The 19,572-nt window shown below is 48.0% G+C and carries 12 protein-coding genes; 2 read left to right on the top strand and 10 right to left on the bottom strand.

Features of this window, described 5'->3' with window-relative positions; translation table 11 throughout:
* Positions 1-31: 31 nt before the first annotated feature.
* Positions 32-235, bottom strand: a complete 204-nt coding sequence (locus tag D9Y29_RS20300) for a hypothetical protein (RefSeq protein WP_127131692.1) — start codon at positions 233-235, stop codon at positions 32-34.
* On the opposite strand from D9Y29_RS20300, the gene D9Y29_RS20295 reads away from it, so the two are divergent.
* Entirely contained in the window at positions 219-2,021 is a 1,803-nt protein-coding gene (locus D9Y29_RS20295; protein WP_164735496.1) for a hypothetical protein, read from the top strand. The genes D9Y29_RS20300 and D9Y29_RS20295 overlap by 17 nt on opposite strands.
* 87 nt (positions 2,022-2,108) lie before the next feature.
* Here the strand turns inward: D9Y29_RS20295 and D9Y29_RS20290 are convergent, their stop codons facing one another.
* The 5 genes from D9Y29_RS20290 to D9Y29_RS20270 form a co-directional block, all read right to left on the bottom strand.
* Positions 2,109-2,519, bottom strand: a complete 411-nt coding sequence (locus D9Y29_RS20290; protein ID WP_127131688.1) for a hypothetical protein — start codon at positions 2,517-2,519, stop codon at positions 2,109-2,111.
* Positions 2,520-2,673: 154 nt separating this feature from the next.
* Positions 2,674-4,080, bottom strand: coding sequence for a RagB/SusD family nutrient uptake outer membrane protein (locus D9Y29_RS20285; RefSeq protein WP_127131686.1), 1,407 nt, complete (start codon positions 4,078-4,080; stop codon positions 2,674-2,676).
* Positions 4,081-4,106: 26 nt separating this feature from the next.
* Positions 4,107-7,172: a SusC/RagA family TonB-linked outer membrane protein gene (locus D9Y29_RS20280; protein WP_164735495.1), complete on the bottom strand. Its 3,066-nt coding sequence runs from the start codon at positions 7,170-7,172 to the stop codon at positions 4,107-4,109.
* Positions 7,173-7,417: 245 nt separating this feature from the next.
* On the bottom strand, positions 7,418-10,327 hold the full coding sequence (locus tag D9Y29_RS20275; RefSeq protein WP_127131682.1) for a triple tyrosine motif-containing protein: 2,910 nt from the start codon (positions 10,325-10,327) through the stop codon (positions 7,418-7,420).
* A 132-nt stretch (positions 10,328-10,459) separates the two neighbouring features.
* Positions 10,460-11,074: a DUF6252 domain-containing protein gene (locus tag D9Y29_RS20270; RefSeq protein ID WP_127131680.1), complete on the bottom strand. Its 615-nt coding sequence runs from the start codon at positions 11,072-11,074 to the stop codon at positions 10,460-10,462.
* Between the two features lie 181 nt (positions 11,075-11,255).
* On the opposite strand from D9Y29_RS20270, the gene D9Y29_RS20265 reads away from it, so the two are divergent.
* Entirely contained in the window at positions 11,256-12,380 is a 1,125-nt protein-coding gene (locus D9Y29_RS20265) for a glycoside hydrolase family 88 protein (RefSeq protein ID WP_241237996.1), read from the top strand.
* A gap of 54 nt (positions 12,381-12,434) precedes the next feature.
* On the opposite strand, the gene D9Y29_RS20260 is transcribed toward D9Y29_RS20265, so the two are convergent.
* The 4 genes from D9Y29_RS20260 to D9Y29_RS20245 all read right to left on the bottom strand — a co-directional run bounded on the left by D9Y29_RS20260 (position 12,435) and on the right by D9Y29_RS20245 (position 19,413).
* The gene (locus D9Y29_RS20260; protein ID WP_127131676.1) at positions 12,435-14,105 is read right to left on the bottom strand and encodes a RagB/SusD family nutrient uptake outer membrane protein; all 1,671 of its coding nucleotides are present in this window, start codon (positions 14,103-14,105) and stop codon (positions 12,435-12,437) included.
* 18 nt (positions 14,106-14,123) lie between these two features.
* Positions 14,124-17,513: a TonB-dependent receptor gene (locus tag D9Y29_RS20255; protein ID WP_127131674.1), complete on the bottom strand. Its 3,390-nt coding sequence runs from the start codon at positions 17,511-17,513 to the stop codon at positions 14,124-14,126.
* Positions 17,514-17,548: 35 nt separating this feature from the next.
* Positions 17,549-18,763, bottom strand: a complete 1,215-nt coding sequence (locus D9Y29_RS20250; protein ID WP_127131672.1) for a FecR family protein — start codon at positions 18,761-18,763, stop codon at positions 17,549-17,551.
* A 65-nt stretch (positions 18,764-18,828) separates the two neighbouring features.
* The gene (locus D9Y29_RS20245) at positions 18,829-19,413 is read right to left on the bottom strand and encodes a sigma-70 family RNA polymerase sigma factor (RefSeq protein ID WP_127131670.1); all 585 of its coding nucleotides are present in this window, start codon (positions 19,411-19,413) and stop codon (positions 18,829-18,831) included.
* Positions 19,414-19,572 lie beyond the last annotated feature (159 nt).

The following is a 19,572-nucleotide window of genomic DNA, read 5'->3' as shown; positions in this document are numbered from 1 at the left end:
GGCTCAAAAGCGCATAGCCCATGCCAGCACCTCATATACCCGGCTGTAATTTTCTTTTTGTTCCCGATAGTTTTGCAGTGAAGTTTACTATAATATTGCCTGAGGTATCCTTCCAGGCATCCCTGATCTGATGGATCTGTTGTGGCTTCCGGTCTGTGGCGGCTTTTTCAAGTACAGAGCTGGTGATGCAGCTCGTCAGGATTAAAGGGAAAAGATAAATGATGCAGGCTCTCATACAGGGTGAATTGAATGGTGCCGATAAAAATATAAAAAACCAGTCAGGTTCGCAATTGAACGTCTTTGGCGCCCATATGTCTCCGGCTGTGCTGGCTTTCTTTCTCAGGATGCAGCAAATGGCTTCTTTTCACAAAGTGAATGAGGAGCTGGAAGCAATTACTGGCATACGGGATTGTTTCAAAGATGAAGAGGAGTGGTTACAATTCAGGTCTGCCCTGCATTCTGAAGGGGAAATGAAGACTGAAACTGATCGGGCTGAATTCGGGGACTTTCAAACGCCCCCTGAACTGGCTGAAAAGATCACGAAGTTAGTATCCAGGAATGGTAGCCTTCCCGGAACGTTGATAGAGCCCACCTGTGGCAAGGGGCATTTCATCATGGCCGCTCTTCGAATCTTTCCAAGCATCCGGGAAGTACATGGTCTGGATATTCACCTGCCATATCTCTGGCAAACAAAATTCTCTCTCATCGAACTTTATCTTGAAAACCCTTCATTGAACAAACCAGTCATTCATTTACATCATGCAAATGTTTTCGATTTCAGCTTCGAAACCCTGGCGCCTGATGAGCAACAGTCTTTGCTGATCATCGGTAATCCTCCATGGGTAACCAATTCAATGCTTGGCAGCCTGGCGTCTTCCAACCTGCCGGAGAAATCCAATTTCAAACAGCACGAAGGGATTGCAGCCGTTACGGGCAAGGGCAATTTCGATATTGCCGAGAATATCACGCTGATGCTACTGAAGGCTTTTCACGGTTTTTCCGGGGAGATGACAATGCTGGTGAAAAATTCCGTGATCAGGAATATCCTATTGGAGCAATTCAGGTTACGGTTCAGTATCGGGGAGATGCGGCAATACCAGATCAACTGCCTGAAGGAATTTGAAGTGAAAGCAGAAGCTTCTTTGTTTTCCTGTAAACTGAACAGTGAAGCAGACTTTACCTGTACTCAAAGGAGTTTCTACAGGCCGGAAGAAGCAGCGCTTGCATTCGGGTGGGTGGAGGATAAATTCGTTTCAAATACAGTTTCGTATATTCAGCATCGTTATATAGATGGCAGATCACCACTGGAATGGCGGCAGGGCCTGAAGCATGATTGCACACTGGTGATGGAATTAGAGAAAAACGGAAAGGATTACCGGAATGCCCTGCAACAAACCATCCGGCTGGAAGATGAGTTGGTTTTCGGATTGCTCAAAAGCTCCGACCTGCAGCAGGACCTGGTGGATTCCGCCCGGAAATTCACCATCGTTACTCAGCAAAGGCCCGGAGCTGATACGGATTTCATCCGGCAGTACCCGGCCACCTGGGATTACCTGCAACAGCACCGCCAGTTATTCCTGAACCGCCGTTCATCGATCTACAAAAACAAACCAGCATTTTCCATTTTCGGAATTGGCGATTATTCTTTCAAGCCTTACAAGGTGGCAATATCTGGATTGTATAAGTCTTTCCGTTTTGCGCTGGTATTACCACAAAATGGAAAACCTCTCATGCTGGACGATACCTGTTATATGTTGGGATTCGATGAACAGGACTATGCTGTTTATACTTTGATATTGCTGAATTCCGCTGCTGCAAAGGGTTTCCTGGAAAGCATCACTTTTTGCGATGCTAAAAGGACCTTCACCAAAGAAGCATTGATGCGCATCGATCTGCAGGCGCTGGCAAAGCATTTGCCTGAAATGGAATTGCAACAGGAAATTGAAAAACTGAACAAGAGGTATCAATTGCAGGTAACAGCCGCCAACTGGAAAGCTTATTGCCAATGGCAAATAAAATAAATTCACTCCTTACGCAAAAGCCCGGTAACAGGGATTCGAATTTACCTGGAGAGCAACTACCACTCCCCAGGTAAATTTGATATATCCCTATTCAACCGGAAGGGTGATTGTTAAAGGGTAGGACCATGGCGTTCTGCTTTCATCAAGGGAAACACCTGCGGCCCGGTACTGATAAGTTTCTCCTAAGACCAATCCTACATCAGTGTAGCTATAACTTCCACTTCCTGCAAAAACAAAACCAATGGTTTGCCAGCCGGTTGCCCAGTGGTAGCGCTGAATCTCAAAAATTTCCACATCGAACTCAAACGTAGTTGTAAAGCTAAATTGAACGGCTTGTGCAGATGGGTTGGGTATGTATGTGACAGAGCTGCTTCCCCAGGTTACCAGCGGGATTGGATCCGGTGCTTTTTTATTGCAAATAGAAGTTGGGAAAGTTGCAGCCTGAATACCTGGTGCAATCGTAGTTGCCAAAAGTGTAATAAGAAACAGAAATTTCATAGTTAAGTTTTTTTCACTAACGAAGGACGCAAGACTATAGTTCAGCGATCTTATTGGCAATTGGAGAATTACCAGAAAATCTGTAGTTGGAGTAGGGGAAAATATTTATGTCTATTCTCTCCCTTCTTCATTGAAACTATAACTGATTGCTCGCTTAATCCGGGTAACCCGTGTTCTGTGGTTTGAGATTTTGATTGAGATCGATCTCGAATTGCGGAACGGGAAACAAAACATGATAGGGCTTGATATTGGCTGTTCCCTTTGCTTTCAGCGTGGATTCAAGTAGTCCTGTTCTTACAAGATCGAACCAGCGTTCTCCTTCAAAACAAAGTTCCAGCCTGCGTTCATTTCGGATGGAATCGCGGAGCTGTTCCTGCGTTAGCCCGGAGAATAGAGGAAGTCCTGCGCGCTGGCGGATACTGTTGATGGCTTTGTAAGCATCATTGTCGTCAGCTGGCGCATGTACTTCATTGTAAGCTTCTGCGAAAGTGAGCACCACTGTAGCATAACGCATGAGCGGATAATTGTTGTCCGACTGGTTTTCCGTTTTTGCATCCGCATCGATCCATTTGTTGCAATAGTATTTATTGTCTGTTCCTTTTGTAAAGAAGATGGCTTTGCGTTTGTCATTCACCTGGAAAGCATCATAGAGTTCCTGTGTAGGTTGGAAAGATCCGAAACCACGACCACCCACTGAATTGTTCTCCTGTGCAAAGAAGGCGATGAGGTTTCCTCCCTGTCCACCGGGGCCGCTCATGAATTGTGCATCGAAGATGGCTTCTTTGCCGAATTCATTTTTGATATCGAACACATCCACATAATCATCCCAGAGGCCATATCCGAATCCCGATGCCGGCGCCATCACTTCCGCTGCTTTATCCGCAGCGAGCTGGTATTGTTTCAGCGTGAGGTACACACTCGCAAGGAAAGCGCTGGCAGCACCTTTGGTGGCGCGCCCACGGTCTGCACCAGAATAGGTAGGAGGAAGCACGCTCTCTGCTGCCTTGAGGTCGTCGATGATCACTTTGTACACATCGGCTTTAGGACTGCGTTTGGGATACTCCAGTTCTGCCAGGGATTTCAATGCTTTGGTCACCAGCGGGAGATCGCCGAATAAACGGACAAGATGGAAATAATAGAAAGCGCGGAGGAAATGCGCTTCACCTACCAGTCTTGCGCGCAGGTTCTCATCCATATTGATGGCGGGCACCCGGTCTATCACGTTATTGGCATAAGCGATACCCTGGTAGAAAATAGTCCAGGTTTCGCGGAGGATGCCATTGGTGGGTGTATGAACATAGTTGTCGAGCTGCACACGATCGTTGTTGTTGGGCAGCGGGAACATATTGTCTGTTGTGATCTCTCCGAGAATGACATAGTTCCTGGTGACGAAGCCGTTGGTGCGTACGGGTGCATAGGCTGCAGTTACAGCTGCAATGGCATCGCTGCGGGTACGATAGAAGTTTTCGGGAGAGATGAAATTGGCAGGGTTCTCGTTGAGCTTACGGCAACCTGTAAACGCTACCAGCAACATTCCGAAAATGAATAAAATGCGTTTCATGATAATAGTTTTGATGCTGTGAGCAATTAAAGTGTGATGTTCAGTCCAACCAGGATGGCTTTGTTGGCAGGGTAGCTGCCATAGTCGATTCCCTGGCTCAGCGTTTCCTGGTTGAATCGGCTCACTTCCGGATCATAACCGGAATAGTCGGTTTTGGTCCAGAGGTTTTGTCCGCTCAGGTACAATCTCACGGCAGTAAGTCCTGCAGGTTTCAGCCATTTTCCCGGCAGGTTATAACCGAGCTGGATATTTCGCAGGCGGAGGTAGGAGCCATCTTCTACCTGTCTGCTGGTAACCTGGTAGGGCTGCCCTACAGAAGCGGCGCGGGGTATGGTCTGACTTGGGTTGGTGGGGGTCCAGCGGTCCAGCACGGCTGTTGATTGATTGCTCACGCCGGTCATGGATTCCTGTTCAAACCTGTTGATGTTGAAAATGCTGTTGCCATATACACCCTGGAAAAATACGGCCAGGTCAATGCCCTTGTAAGAAAAATTATTGGTGAAGCCATAGATATAGTCTGGCTGTGCTTTACCGAGGATCACGCGATCTGAAGAGTTGATCACCCCATCAGCTTTCACATCCTTGTAGCGGCGTTCGCCGGGTTTGGCATTCTTTTGTGCAGATTTGGCGATCTCTTCAGTATTCTGGAAGATACCATCTGTGATCAATCCAAAGAATACGCCAACGGGGGAGCCTACGCGAAGTATCCCGGAGTTGGCGAGTTGCAGGTGGCCACTGGCACCACCAACCGGAATATCGCCGGTTACATTGCCGAGGTCCAGGATCTCGTTCTTGTTCCAGGCGATATTGAAGCTGGTGCTCCATTCAAAATCCTTTCCGGCAAAGTTGATGGTGTTCAGCGTAAGCTCAACACCTGAATTCTTCACTTTACCTACATTCTGCAAAGAGGTGGAAAAGCCGGTAGTGATCGGCAGGCTTACATTATAGAGCAGGTCCCGGGTCCTTTTCTCATACCAGTCTGCAGTAATCTGGATGCGGTTCCTGAAAAGACTGAGGTCAAGACCGAAGTCCATCTGCGCAGTAGATTCCCATTTCAGATTGGGATTGCCTACGCGATTGGGTGCATACCCAACAGACAGTGTATTTCCAAAATTGTAGTTCTGAGTCCCCAATGCACCGAGGGACTGGAACTGACCGATCTCCTGGTTACCTGTAAGGCCATAGCTTGCCCGGATCTTCAGATCGTTGATGGCGTTGATACCGCTCATGAAATTTTCATTGGAGATCCTCCAGGCCACGGAGCCTGAAGGGAAGAATGCATATTTGTTACCTGTACCAAAACGTGATGATCCGTCACGGCGGCCTGTGAGTGTAAGCAGGTATTTTCCATCGTAATCATAGTTGATACGGGCAATCCAGGATTGCAACATCCATTCATTCTTGTTGGAAGCGCCGGTATTGGTTTGTTGCGCTGTGCCGAGGTTGTTGTACAGCAGGATATCATTGGCGAAATTCTGTGCGTTGGCGCGCACATCTTCATAATTGCCATTCTGGAAAGTATAACCTATCACAGCGTTGATGCGATGGACATCTGCAATTGTTTTTCGATACGAGATCGTGTTCTCGTTCAGCCATTCTGCATTTTGTGCGTTGTAAATGCTGGCTGTTCCGTTATTGGCAACACCGGAGTAAATAGTTCTGGGGAGATAGGTACTACTCTTTTCATATCTCATATTGGTACCCAGGAGGGTTTTGATGTACAACCCTTCCATGATCTTGAATTCGAGTGTGGCATTACCGATAGCGCGGGTGGCCACATTCGTATTCCAGGTCTCATTGGCCATGGCCACAGGATTACTGATGAGGATACCACCGGACCTGTTGTTGAGGGTGTAAGTGCCATCGGGATTCCGAACGGGTACGGTGGGTGAAAAGTTCAGCGCACCGTATACCACACCTGCCCCTGCACCACCATCGCCATCGGTGTTCACGAGCGTACCCTTGGTGCGCGAAATAGTGGCACTCACGCCGAGCTTTAAACGCTTATTGATCTCCTGGTCGAGATTGAGACGGACCGATCCCCTGGAGAAACCGGTATTGATCACGATGCCTTGCTGATCGAAATAGTTACCGGATACAGCATACTGTGATTTATCAGTACCGCCTGAAAAGGTTAGCTGATAGTTCTGTATAGGTGCTTCGCGAAAGATCTCATCCTGCCAATCTGTTCCTGCGCCAAGGCTTTTGATCTGTTCTCCGGTGAAGGGTAACGGTTTGGGATAGCCGGCATTACCCTGGTTGTCTTTGTTTACATTGGCAACGCCTTCATTGATCACTGTGGCCAGTTGTTCTGCATTGAGCATGGGGATCTTCTTCCTTACTTTCTGAATGCCATAGTATGATTCGAACTGGATCTGGTTCCTGCCTGCCTTTCCTCTTTTTGTAGTGATGATCACCACTCCGTTGGCGCCGCGTGAACCATAGATAGCAGTAGCGGAGGCGTCTTTGAGGATCTCCACGGATTCGATATCGTTGGGGTTGATGGCTGGTCCGTTCTCATTGTATAACGGATATCCATCCACTACGTAGAGCGGCTCATTACCACCCTGGATGGAGTTGCCGCCACGGATCCGGATGGAGATACCACCACCGGGCATATTGGAGGAAGTACTCACTCTTACACCGGCAGCGCGACCGGCCAATGCCTGCGATAAGGATGCAGCAGGCACTGCCTTGAGATCCTTCCCGCTTACAGAGGAAATGGCCCCTGTGATATCTCCCTTACGGGCGGTTCCATAACCGATTACCACCACCTGGTCGAGATCTTGGTCAGACAGGGACAGTGTTACATTGATCGACGTTCTGTTGTTCAGCGCGATCTCCTGGTTGGCAAAACCAGCGTGGGAAAATACAAGTGTTGCATTGGCAGCGGCATTGATCTGGAATTTTCCCTGTGCATTGGTACTGGTACTGACACTGGTGCTTTTCACCTGCACGGTTACCCAGGCTAGTGGCGCTCCCTTAGCGTCTTTAACTGTTCCTGAAATAACTGTTTCCTGTGCAGACAGCGAACCGGCAAAAAAAATGGTCAGCAGCCAAACAATCGAAAGATGCCGGAATACAACCTGCAAGCGGGGACGCTTACGGATTGCAACATGATTTAATAGGCTAAATGGTTGAAGCATGGCAATTAGTCTTAATCGTTAAAAAATTACCTGGATGGTTGGTGCAGCATAAAAATATACACGGTCCAATATGGCCGCGAAAGAGTAGGGCACTACTTAAACCCTACAGGTAGAAATTTCATGGAATACTACTTTGCCTGAGCACTACAATGCCCCTACAACAAGTAATCAATTTGCTGATTGGTAAAAACTTAGATGGATTTGGAAGATGAAACGCCGGCAAGGAAGTCTGCGAGGTTTACATCAGGTTGAAGCCCTAATTTTCTTCTCAGGCGGTACCTGGCCACCTCCACGCCTTTGGCAGTGATGTTGAGCAATTGCGCAATTTCCTTTGAGCTGAGGTTCATGCGAAGGTATGCACATAGCTTGAGCTCATTGGGAGTGAGGATTGGATACATGGATTTCAGCGTATTGAAGAAATCCATGTTCACGCTATTGAAATGAATGGCAAACTTGTCCCAGTCTTCATTGCTCTTTTCCACTTCACGTATTAACCGAAGAAGATTCTTGTGGGAAGCCGCATTGTCAGCAGGGGATTCTTTTTTAATTAGCGAGGAAATGATCTCCCTGATCTTTTTAAGTACTTCGCCGCGCTGCACAAGGTTGATGGTCATGGTAAGCAGCTCCCTGTTCTTGAAATTGAGATCGGTTTCCAGTTTCCTGTTCTTCAGTTCCACAATCTCTTTTTCATTGCGGTCCAGTTCCAGTTGGTGGAGGTATCGCTGGTGTTCCCGTTCTTTCTGGTGTTTCCTTTGCTGCCAGCGCAGCATTTGGTACACGATGCTCAGGGCCAGCAATGCGTAAAGTGTAAAGATCCAGTAGCTATTGTACCAGGCCCTCTTCACTTCGAAATTATAATTGACGATGCCTGATTCGTTCCGCTTGTTGTTGCGCGCCTTTACGGAAAATGTGTAACTGCCGGGAGGAAGGTTGGTATAATCTTTTTCACTTCTGCTGCTCCAATGGCTCCACTCTTTATCGAATCCACGGAGGATATATGAGAATTCGATATTGCGGAGTTGTTCAAAGAGTGTACTGGAATATTCAAAGTGAAGTGAATTGAGATGGGCGGGCAGTGATTGCACGGAATTTGCCTTGAAAGGTACTACTGTTCCGCCTTCCAGCGCATGGCCGCCGAACAGGATACTGTCTCTTTTGCCTTCAGCCTTCACCTGGCTAAGCAATATATCGGGCTTGGTCGGTTGTTCGCAGTACTTCTTATAATTGAGGTGTATGATCCCTTTATTGGCGGCGATGAAAATATTCTCTTCATTCAGCGGGTAAATGGATTCATAACCTGCCAGAACAAGACCATCCAGCTCGGGGAAATATTGAATGCTGTAATCCCTGCCATTGACCGGCTTTTGAAAATCCACGATACCCAGTCGTTTATTGGAGATGAACCAGAGATTGCCTTTATTGTCTTCGTGGAGATACTGGATGTTCATTCCTTTAAAGATGACATTGAGAGCGGGCGAAACCTGGAACCTGTTCCTGGCCGGATCGAATTCGTAGATACCATCCACGGAAGTACATACCACGCGGTTCTTTACACGAAATATATAATTGCCGTTATCATCTGGCAGCCCGTCCCTGCTTCCATACAATTTCATCTGTGCAATGCTGGCGAAGTCGGGCGTTAGCAGTAACCTGAAGATGCCCCTGTTGGGATGTGATGCCCAGAGTGTGCGTGTATTGTTGTCGAACGACATAAAGCGCAGGGATTCCATCAGTCCCTGTATATTTCCGCGGTCCCTGAACTGATCATTCACGAAACTGATCAGTCTAAGTCCCGTATAAGTTCCTGCAATGATATTCGATGTAGGATAAACAGCAGAAGTGGGTTTGAAGAGCCAGGACCCCGCTGTTTTGTAAATTTTTTTTGCGCCGTTGTTCTTCACGATCATGCCACCGTCCTCATGCCCGATAAAAAGATGATCATTGATCTCGTCAAGATTCCAGACCTGTCCGGTGGTATTCTGCACTTCTGTGAAAGCGCCAGCGGCCTGGCTGAAATCACTGATGCCGGGATTTACGGGGGCAACATAAAGTCCGTTTGAGGTTCCGATGTAGAGCTTGTTCTGGTAGAGTCGTGTAGCGTAGCCGGTGACCTGTTTGGTTTTGTCGGGATAGATGAACTTGACAGCGCTGTTGATGGCTAACTGATCGATGCCATCATCCAATCCGATCCAAAGATTCCGGTTGCGGTCCAGCATAAGGCTGCGCACATTATTCTTCTGCAGGCCTTCGCGATAAGAATAGGTTTGGATATGTTCGCCTTCTTTGTTGAGGATCACCACGCCGGCGGAGTTGGTGCCGAAGGCGAACCAGTTGCTGTTCACTTTGGCGGTGCAGTAGAGTCGATCGTTATGAAATACATCATCGGCCATTGTTTTTTTGGGAACGAGCGTATTATTATAAAGGAGAAAGAGACCATTGCGCATGGTGGCTACCAGTATTGTATCTTTCCCGTATTCCATCATTGATGTAATGGGAGTTTGGTCCAGTACGGGGTGGTTGCAAATGGGGCGCCATACGCCATTGTCGTACATCAGAATGCCTTTTCCGCTTTCCTGCGCGTACACGCGGTTGCCGGCTTCTCCCATGAAATCCCATGTAGTGCCGGGTTTGAACACATTCATCAATCCGTCTTTGTACTGAATGATTTTGGCGCGCGAGCGGAAGAATACCTGATCATCCACTACTACAAGGTTCCAGATATCAGCGAACCTTCTTTCATCTTCGGGAAGTAATGCATTCATACTGGTATACCTGAGTTTGCCGGAGGCATCGGGAAAGAAATAACCGATCTCTGCCTGGCCGCCGATAAAGATCCGGCCGGCGGCATCGATTTTTAAAGAACGGACCACTGTCTGATTGGGCAGTTTGTATCGTTTCCAGAATTTGCCATCGAAGCAGAGCAGTCCCTCGCTGTTGCCGAAATACAGCATACCATTCACATCCTGGCCGATAGCCCAGTTCTGTACCCCTGCTTTATAATCATAACTATGGTAATTGACGATCTGGGGTAATCCGATCTGATTCTGACCGCGGAGATGGGTCAGCAGCAAGCAAAAGAGAGCACACAGCAGCGTCTTCATCGGAATGATACATTTTTCTCAGTGAACGAAACAGGGATGCCCGTTAGTTGGAGAATGAATTTAGTATAAAAACACTATTTGCGCAAAAGCCCCGGCAATTACCGGGGCCTTTAATTTTTTTACCTGGTATGCTTATGAGGGATTCACATATTCCTGTACACGGCAATTATCGCCGTCTTTGGCGCTGACTTCTCCGTTGGTGACTTCAATCGTTTTCCCATCGCCGTCAGAATTTCCGGCGGTGAAATTGAAACTGGCCTTGAAACTGGTCCTGGTGTGCTCTGTAACAACAATGGAACCTGTGCTGCCCTGCGATGAAGTGAGGTAATTGTCTGTTTGTGTGAAGCCGAAGGAGAAGGTGACGCTGCCACTGCCATCGAAAGTATAAGTGCCGGGGCCATTATAATTATTGATGACGATCTGCATATTGTGAATATCGGTAGTATCGGTATAGTCGCCGTCATGGCTAATGGTCAAATGTTCATTCACCCGGTTCACCGTTACTCCTGAAGCCTTCCACTCGCGGGTGCCGAGTGTGGCCCTGATCATACAGTCGGTTGTAGGGGCAGGAGATGCAGCAGCAGTGCTGGTATTGCTGCTATCTGTAGGGGTAGTTACTGCCCCGGTTGCTGTAAGACTGTCTGCATTTTTCGTCTGTTCTTTAGGGTTTGTATTGTTGTTACATGCCATCATCATGGTGATGAACACCGCTGGTAGTAAGCCTTTCGCCGCTTTCATAATATGCATTGCTGAATAATTTTTTATTTGACAGGTAAAGATATTTAAAAAAGAAAAAATTATCTTTCAACACTATAATTCAATTTACATGAGATCTTCATTTTATCGCCTGCTTCTAGCCTCATGCCTGATTTTCCTGCTTGCTTTCCATTCCTCCGCTCAAGCAAGGTTCACTGCTGATAGAAAGTTTTTGAAGCAGATCGATGCTGAGTTTGCCAATGCCGGTTCACAATATAAAGTGATGATGAAGGAGCTGCCCTCCGGAAAATTTCCCCGCAACTATGATCCTTCGGCAATGAAGTTTGAAGCGAGCGGACCGGGTTGGTGGTGCAGTGGATTCTATCCCGGCACTTTGCTTTATCTCTGGGAGCAGACCAAAGACAAGCAGCTCTGGAATGAATCGGAGCGCATGCTGGGGCTGTTGAAATCACAACAGTTCAATACCGGCACACATGATCTGGGTTTTATGATGTATTGCAGTTTCGGCAATTTGCAAAGGTTGCAATCATCTGACAGTACAAGGGATGTACTGGTGAAAAGTGCAGCATCACTCAGTACCCGGTTCAATCCTGCTGTTGGTTGTATCAAATCCTGGAATTCCCCTGATCCATCGGAGTTTCTTGTGATCATCGATAATATGATGAACCTGGAATTATTATTCTATGCCACGAAGGTCACCGGCGATTCATCTTTCTACAAGATCGCCGTGACGCATGCCAATACCACCATGCAACATCATTTCAGAAATGATAACAGCTCCTATCATGTTGTTAATTATAATAAACATACCGGGGAAGTGATACAGCGGAGAACGGCGCAGGGTTATGCAGATGGGTCAGCATGGTCCCGCGGTCAGGCATGGGGGTTATATGGGTATACCATGACCTACCGCGAAACGAAGGATTCGCGTTACCTGCAAATGGCGGAGAAGATCGCTGCTTATATGCTGGACCACCCGAACCTTCCTGCCGACTTGATCCCTTACTGGGATTACAATGCGCCTGATATTCCAAATGCTCCGCGCGATGCTTCCGCAGGAGCTGTGATGGCGGCTGGTTTGCTGGAGCTTTGCACCTATGTGGATGCGGCGGAGGCAAAAAAATATCATAAGGCTGCGGAAAAAATCTTGAAATCTTTATCTACGCCTGCATATAAAGCTGCGCCAGGCGCCAATGGCGGATTTATTTTGATGCATAGTGTAGGGCATCTGCCGGCGAAGTCGGAGATTGATGTAGGTATCAGTTATGCGGATTATTATTATGTGGAGGCGCTAAAGAGATATAAGGAAATGGCCGGCCTTGTTGGCCAGCCATGAGCAGTATCTGGTTGGTGACTGCTGTATGATTGCGATGCTAACTAACTTCGTGGATCAATATCCATCATTCTGTCCCAGCTGTGGGTTCCTGTTCCTTTCTTCTGCGGGAATAGGCCAGAGATAATGGTCTTTATCGAATGAACCGAGTGCAGGATTATTATGTCCGTATTTTTGAGCGGTCCAGTAGTTCACAATTTCATCGGCAAATACATCCCAGCGGATCTGGTCCATATACATATGCCCCCATTCAAATGCGAGCTCGCGGTATCTTTCTTTTTGCAGGTAACGGAAGAGAGCGTCTTTGTCGTTTGAGATATTGATTCCTCTTGCCGTTTCCACTGCCTGTACGGTTGGCATGTTCACGCTGGGTCGCTGGCGAACGCGGTTGATAACGGTGGTTGCATCGGAGAGCTTATTGTTGTGCAATAATGCTTCGGCATAAAGTAGAAGTACATCTGCAAAACGGATCAGGATCATATTGCCGGGGCTGTCCCCTGCCGTTGGGTCCAGCTTTCCGATGATGTATTTCACGGTATTGTGGCCGTTCTCGTTGGAGTACTGTTGCAGGTAGTTAACGCCGGTTTGACCGGTACGGTTCTGGAACTCGGTGATATATGGCGTGTTTTCGTACCAGGCAGTCCAGGCCAGGCGTGGATCACGCAAATTGTAAGGTTGTGCGGGATCATAGGCCGGATCTGGGGATGAATAAGTGAAAGTATAACGGTAAGCACTACCTGCTGAAGCGCGGCTTACGAAATTACTGGTCACAGGAAAACCATTCACTGTTTCAAACTGGTCCAGGTAGTATTCTGTGGGCGTGATATACCCGAAACCTGCGGTTTGGATCTGTGATAGTGTATTGGGAGAGCAGAAACGGACAAAGGAATTGCCCTCTTTCACGCCGCTGTGATACTGGATCTCGAAAATGGATTCTTTACCATTTTCGTTGGTGGGCCAGAACAGGTCGAGGAATTTCCCTTCGAGATCATAATCCTTATCCACGTTCACCACTTCGTTGAGCTTGGCTTCCGCTTCGGGCCATCTTTTTTCGTATACATAGATCTTGCCGAGCAGTGATTTGGCGGCGCCGCGACTTGCTCTTCCCAGCAATGCTTTTGCATTCCTGTATTCGGTTACGGAGGGTAATAATAATTCTGCCTGTTTGAGGTCCTCTATCAGTTGTGCTATCACTTTATCGTGCCCGTCACGCGGTATCTGTTGTTCATCGTATTTCAACACCCTGGTGATGAGAGGTACATCGCCGTAGAGATAGGTCAGATAAAAATAGGAAAGGGAACGAAGGAAGAGTGCTTCGCCTTTCAGCCTGTCATGTGCTTTCTGACTGATGGTAACTCCGGGCTGATCGATATGATCAAGTACGAGATTGGCGCGGAACACCACTTTGTACCAGGCGGCCCAGATGGTTTGCCCCATCGTCCAGCCATCCGTGATGCCAAAGATACCATCGTTATACTGGCCGAAGCGGCTTGATCCAAACCCGGCGAATGGTGTGGCAATATCAGACATCGGGAAGAAGCTCAGCTCACGGTCGGCCTGTAAGGCATCGTAAATAGCGTTGACGGCGCTGGTAAAATCTGCTTCTGTTTTGTAATAGGAACCTTCCGATAAATTGTTTTTGGGAAGTGATTTCAGAAAGTCTTTTTTACAGGAACTATACATGCCCGACAAAGAAAGGAGCGCGATTATGGAAAGTAACTTTTTCATGTTACACAGATTTGAAGATTAGAAAACGAGCCTGATGCCCATGGTTACGGTTTTGGCAACGGGATAGGCATCCACACCACCCCTTGAGTAGGCATTGATGCCCGATGGTTCGGAAGGACGCATTTCGGGATCATAACCGATGAAGTCCGTCCAGGTAACCAGGTTAGTGGCATTTACATACAGCCTCAATGATTGTACTTTCACCCTGCTGGTCCAGGATTTCGGCAATGTATAACCGAATTGCATGTTCTTGATCCGGGTATAGGAAGCATCCTGCACCAGGTAGCTGCTCCAGGTCATATCGCCTTTCACGGCGCCTGCTGCGGGAGTGGTGCCGCTGATCACATTGCCATTGTTGTCCAGGATAGCACGATTGTCCCAGTAGTATCGATCGATATTATTGTCTTCACCTTCACCATTGCCTCCGAACACGGATTCAACCAGCATATCTTTCCCTCTTTCTCCCTGGATGAGCATGGAGAAATCGAAGCCTCTCCAGCCGAGTTCGATATTGAAACCGAAAACAGTTTTGGGCAGGTTGCTGCCGATCATGGTTTTGTCGGCATCTGTGATCTGTTTGTCGCCGGTTCGGTCAACATACCTGATCATACCGGGCCTGTCGCCTGTTCTGTGGGGATTGCTGTTGATCTCTTCTGTGCTTTTCCAGATGCCATTGGTCTGGAAGCCCCAGTAGGCGTAGAGGGGAAGCCCTACATCTGACTTGAGCGGACCATTGATGATGGGTTTTACGCCCCCAAGATCGGTGAGCTCATTCTTGTTCTCAGAGATATTGAAAGACGCGCTGTAGCGAAGATCATTCCATTTGTTCTGGTAGCGGAGATTCAGCTCCCATCCCTTGTTCCTTACTTCGCCGATATTCACTACGGGACCTGCAGTATACCCGGCCGTGTAAGGAATGGTGGCATCCAGGAGCATATCTGTAGTGCGTTTGTTGTAGATATCTGCTTCCACTGTGAGTTTGTCGTTGAACAGGCCGAGATCGATACCGAAGTTGCTGGTGGTAGTGGTTTCCCATTTCACTTTTTCATTCGACATCTGTGTGGGATAATAGGCTGGCAACCTTGTCTGCGGATTGCCGAATACAGCGCCTCCTGTAACATCGATGGTGCTGATCCAGGAGTAGGCCGGGATATTGGCGTTGCCCAGTTGCCCCCAGCTGGCACGGAGTTTCAGTGTACTAACGGTGCCGGTAAAGCGCTCAAAGAATTTTTCTTCTGATATCCTCCAGCCAGCGGAGAACGATGGGAATACACCATACTGCCTGCCGGGAGCAAACACAGAGGAACCATCCCTGCGGATATTGGCCTGCAGCAGGTACCTGCTATCATAAGCATAGTTGATCCTGCCAAACTGCGATACTAACGAATAAGGATCAACGAACCCGCCGCCAATACTGGCCATTGTATTTCCTGCCCCGATAGCGCGGAGATCATTATTCGGAAAGTCGTTCTTGGAGGCATTGAACTGGTAGCCATCGCCTTCTTCAAATGAAGCGCCAGCCAGTACATCGATATTGTGCTTGCCAAATGATTTGGAATAAGTCAGGAGGTTCTGTACTTCCCAAATATATGATTCGCGGGCCACATTGTTCAGTGAAGCGGTTGCTCCCTGTGCCAGTGGTGTAGTGTGATCCAGGTCAGTGGGTGAATAAATGGCCCATTTGCCCTGCCATTCATCGTTGAGGATGGTGGCGAGTGAACCGTTCACTACCAGTTTGTATTTGAGGCCGTCGATGATGTCCACTTCTCCAAACAGGTTGCCGAAAGTTTTGTTGTAGCGATTCCTGTTATCAAGAATATTGTGGGCGATGCTGGGAGTTTTCCAGGTTGTGTTGGTGATATAGGCTTCTCCGGGAAAGCCGGGCCTGGGGGCGCCGGGCAGGCCATCCGGGTTGTACGCGGGAATGGTAGGCGGTGCAGCCGTAATGCCATTCAATGCTGCCGGTCCCGATGAAGAGAAGGGAGTGATGGTTGTATAGTAATTGGTGCGGATATAACTCATGTTGATACCTGCGCGGATTCGTTTGCTGATATCGTGTTGCAGGTTGATACGCGCATTGATCCGGTTATATTTTGTTCCGATGATGGTTCCTGTCTGGTCTGTATAACCAAGCCCCATCGCCATTTTTGTTTTTTCTGAGCCGGCAGTGATCCCAAGGTGATAGTCCTGGAAAGGTGCGGTACGGAAAACGAAATCACTCCAGTCTGTCCATTCGGTAATGGTTTCAGGAGCCTGAGCGCCGGTCCAGAAAGGCGATTTGCCATTGAATGACCTTGCTTCGTTCTGGTGTTCGGCCCATTCCGGACCATTGAGGTAATTGGGTTGTTTGGTGAGGCTTTGCCAGCCGTATTCTGTTTTGAATTCCACATTTGTTTTACCGGCTTTGCCTTTCCGGGTGGTTACCAGCAGTACACCATTGGCTGCTCTCGATCCGTAGATGGAGGCGGCGGATGCATCTTTCAATACAGTGATGCTTTCCACATCGTCAGCATCGAGCTCATTCAAGCTTCCAACAAAACCGTCAACGAGCACGAGCGGACTGTTGCCTGATTTAACGGAGCCGACTCCACGAACTTTTACCTCTGCGCCTGATCCGGGTTGTCCGGATGACTGAGTTACCTGTACACCGCTCATCCTGCCCTGGATGGCCTGGCCGAGGTTGGTGGAACTAACCTTACCCAATGCGGCGGAATTTACGGTCCCTACAGCGCCTGTCAGGTCTGCTTTCCGGCTGGTGCCATATCCAATCACCACTATTTCCGACATATCTTTTGGTTTTTCCGTTAGTTGTACGGAAAGATCATTGTCTGCACCCACCAGCACCTCCCTGGTGCCGAATCCAATATAGGTGAACACCAGCGTTTGACCAGGATCTGCTTCGATCTCGAATTCTCCCAGATCATTGGTCACCACTACAGTTTTTTTCCCTTTCACACCAACACTCACGCCTCGCATGGGTTCTTTGGTGGCCTGGTTACTGACTATGCCCCTGATCTTTGTTCTTTCGATGGATACCTGTTTTTGCGGCGCTGCCTGCTGTGGATTAGCATCCAGCACGATGGTCTTGTCTACAATTCGGAACTTGAAACCTGTTGATCGTAAACTTTGTTTCAGCGCCTCTTCAACGCTCACATCCTTCACGTTTACGGAGATCTTTCCCGCTTTTTTGATCTCTTCTCCGGTGTAAAGGAAGAGGTAGTCCGTCTGCCGCTGGATCTCTTTGAATACTTTGTCCAGGTAAACTTCTTTCAGGTTGATGCTCACTTTTTGTGCATAGCCTCCTGCAAAAGATTGCAATGCTGCACAAATGGAAAAAAAGAAAACTGTTTTGGTTAGTAAGCGCAGCGGGGTTCCTGCGCGAACAAAAATGTTGGCTGTCAATTTCATAAGCCTTGCAATGTTTGATGTTTATTGGGGATTTACTATCTGCGTTTGATGAACAGGGTCCTTCCTTCGAGGGTAAAACCGATATCTCCTGCTATCCCAAGCATATCGAGAATTTCAGTGAGTTTTACCTGTCTGCGGATGGAGCCGAAATAATGTTTGTCAGGGACCGGGCCTTCAAATCTCACATCGATATTGTACCATCTCGTCAGTTCTCTCATGATATCTTCGATGTTCTCATTATCGAAATTGAAAAGATTGTTCTTCCAGGCGAGTACCTGCTCTGTATTGGCTTCGGGATTCATTCGGAGTTGCGTACTGTTGAAACTGGCCTGCTGTCCGGGTTTCAGCACAATGGATTTGCCCGACTGATTGCTGACTCCCACACTTCCGCTGAGCAGGGTGGTTTTGATATTACTTTCATTGTCGTAGCTGTTGATATTGAAGCTGGTTCCCAGCGCTGTTACAGTTCCTTTATCTGTATCATTGCTGCTGCGGAGCCCAACATGGAATGGGCGTTTGATGTCTTTGGCAATTTCAAAATAACCTTCGCCATTAAGTTCCACCCGGCGCTCGTTGCCGGGAAAGCTGACTGGGAACCGGAGTGAGCTGGCTGCATTCAACCAAACGCAGCTTCCATCTTCCAGCACCAGTTTGTATTGTTTTCCTTTTGCAGTGGTGATGGTGTTGTAAACGATTTCTTTTGAATCATTGCTGCCCGGTGTATTGTAATTCAATTGTCCGTTGAGTTTGATAACGGTGATGCCTGACTGGTTGCTGATATTACCATTGGCGGCATCATCCAGTACGATCTGTTCTCCGTTTGCGAGAGTGAGGATGGCTTTATCGTTTGCCGGTTCAACAATGGGAGGAATTGGGACAACGGCATTTTGGGCCTGGGTGTTTAAGACTTTTTCCTCCCTTATAAAAAGCCAGCCAATGGTTGCACTGAGCAATACCAGTATTGCCGCAGCGGCCGCAAAGCGGAGCCAGGGTTTCCTTTTTTGTAGCGGTATGATATTATCTTCTGTGGGGCCTGATTGAAGGATCTGCCTGAGCATCCTGCCGGACTGCTGTTCTGTGAAGAGCTGACGACTGGTTTGAAATTCTTCCCAGGCCTCGTCCATCAATGTTCCGATCTCTTTGTCCCGGGCCTGGCTTGCCAGCCATTGCATGAGCTCATGTTCTTCCGCTTCTGTGGCAGTTTTCAGGAAGTATCGATTGAAAAGATATGTTTGTCTTTCCGGTGTCATATGGCAATCGTATAGGTAACAGACACCGCCATTGAAAGAAAGGGTCAATCAGTTTCGAAAAAAAATCAGAGAAGGGTGTAAAGCACTACTGCGGTAGCCGTATGTAGTTCCGCATGTTGTTTCACGTAATTACTGATGAAGCGGCCGGAGAGCTGGATATGTCTTTTGACTGTTTCGCGGCTCAGTTGCATTTGCCTGGCCACTTCTTCATACATAAGACCTTCGCGACGGCTGAGGATCCAGGCTTTTTGTTGTTGTGGAGGGAGTTTGTTCACGGCTTCCTCGATAAGTTGGAAAAAGGGCTCCAGGTCCGGTCCGCCGGATGATTGTTCTGTAATATTCACCCAGCTTGCGTTTCGTAGTCTTTCCCTGGCCAGGTTGCGAAGCTGGTTCAGGGTCCTGTTCTTGCAAAGCCGGTAAATATAAGCGCCGATATTATCCACTTCCCTTAGTAATTCCCTTTTTGTCCAGAGTGTAACGAAGGCCTCCTGCACAATTTCTTCGGCAATTGAGACGGAGCCGGTAAGTCTGAAAACATAATCTCCCAGTTGCTGATGCCAGTGATTGAATACAGTGGTAAAAGCAGTTTCATCACCTGTTGCGATCCTTTGCAGCAGGATTTTTTCATCATATGGGAGTTCAAGCAACAAGGTATTTACTGACGGTTACTAAGCAACCAGAAAATTAGGGAATAGCAAATGGACGGGGTCAATATCTGTTTACCAATCATTCAGCTATTTGAGCATAGTGATATGCTGGATTGTAGCAGGGTGCGGCCAGTCGCTCGCCTCCCGGCGAGCAATGTCATT

Source organism: Pseudoflavitalea rhizosphaerae, from assembly GCF_003991355.1.
Taxonomy (GTDB): Bacteria; Bacteroidota; Bacteroidia; order Chitinophagales; family Chitinophagaceae; genus Pseudobacter; species Pseudobacter rhizosphaerae.
Note: the sequence above shows the minus strand (reverse complement) of the source record. Positions and strands in the feature narration are given on the sequence as shown.

Bases quoted from the DNA above. Each gene is read 5' to 3' on its own strand.
- D9Y29_RS20250 (WP_127131672.1), bottom strand. From the start codon at position 18,763: ATGACACCGGAAAGACAAACATATCTTTTCAATCGATACTTCCTGAAA.
- D9Y29_RS20260 (WP_127131676.1), bottom strand. From the start codon at position 14,105: ATGAAAAAGTTACTTTCCATAATCGCGCTCCTTTCTTTGTCGGGCATG.
- D9Y29_RS20270 (WP_127131680.1), bottom strand. From the start codon at position 11,074: ATGCATATTATGAAAGCGGCGAAAGGCTTACTACCAGCGGTGTTCATC.
- D9Y29_RS20290 (WP_127131688.1), bottom strand. From the start codon at position 2,519: ATGAAATTTCTGTTTCTTATTACACTTTTGGCAACTACGATTGCACCA.
- D9Y29_RS20285 (WP_127131686.1), bottom strand. From the start codon at position 4,080: ATGAAACGCATTTTATTCATTTTCGGAATGTTGCTGGTAGCGTTTACA.
- D9Y29_RS20300 (WP_127131692.1), bottom strand. From the start codon at position 235: ATGAGAGCCTGCATCATTTATCTTTTCCCTTTAATCCTGACGAGCTGC.
- D9Y29_RS20295 (WP_164735496.1), top strand. From the start codon at position 219: ATGATGCAGGCTCTCATACAGGGTGAATTGAATGGTGCCGATAAAAAT.
- D9Y29_RS20255 (WP_127131674.1), bottom strand. From the start codon at position 17,513: ATGAAATTGACAGCCAACATTTTTGTTCGCGCAGGAACCCCGCTGCGC.
- D9Y29_RS20275 (WP_127131682.1), bottom strand. From the start codon at position 10,327: ATGAAGACGCTGCTGTGTGCTCTCTTTTGCTTGCTGCTGACCCATCTC.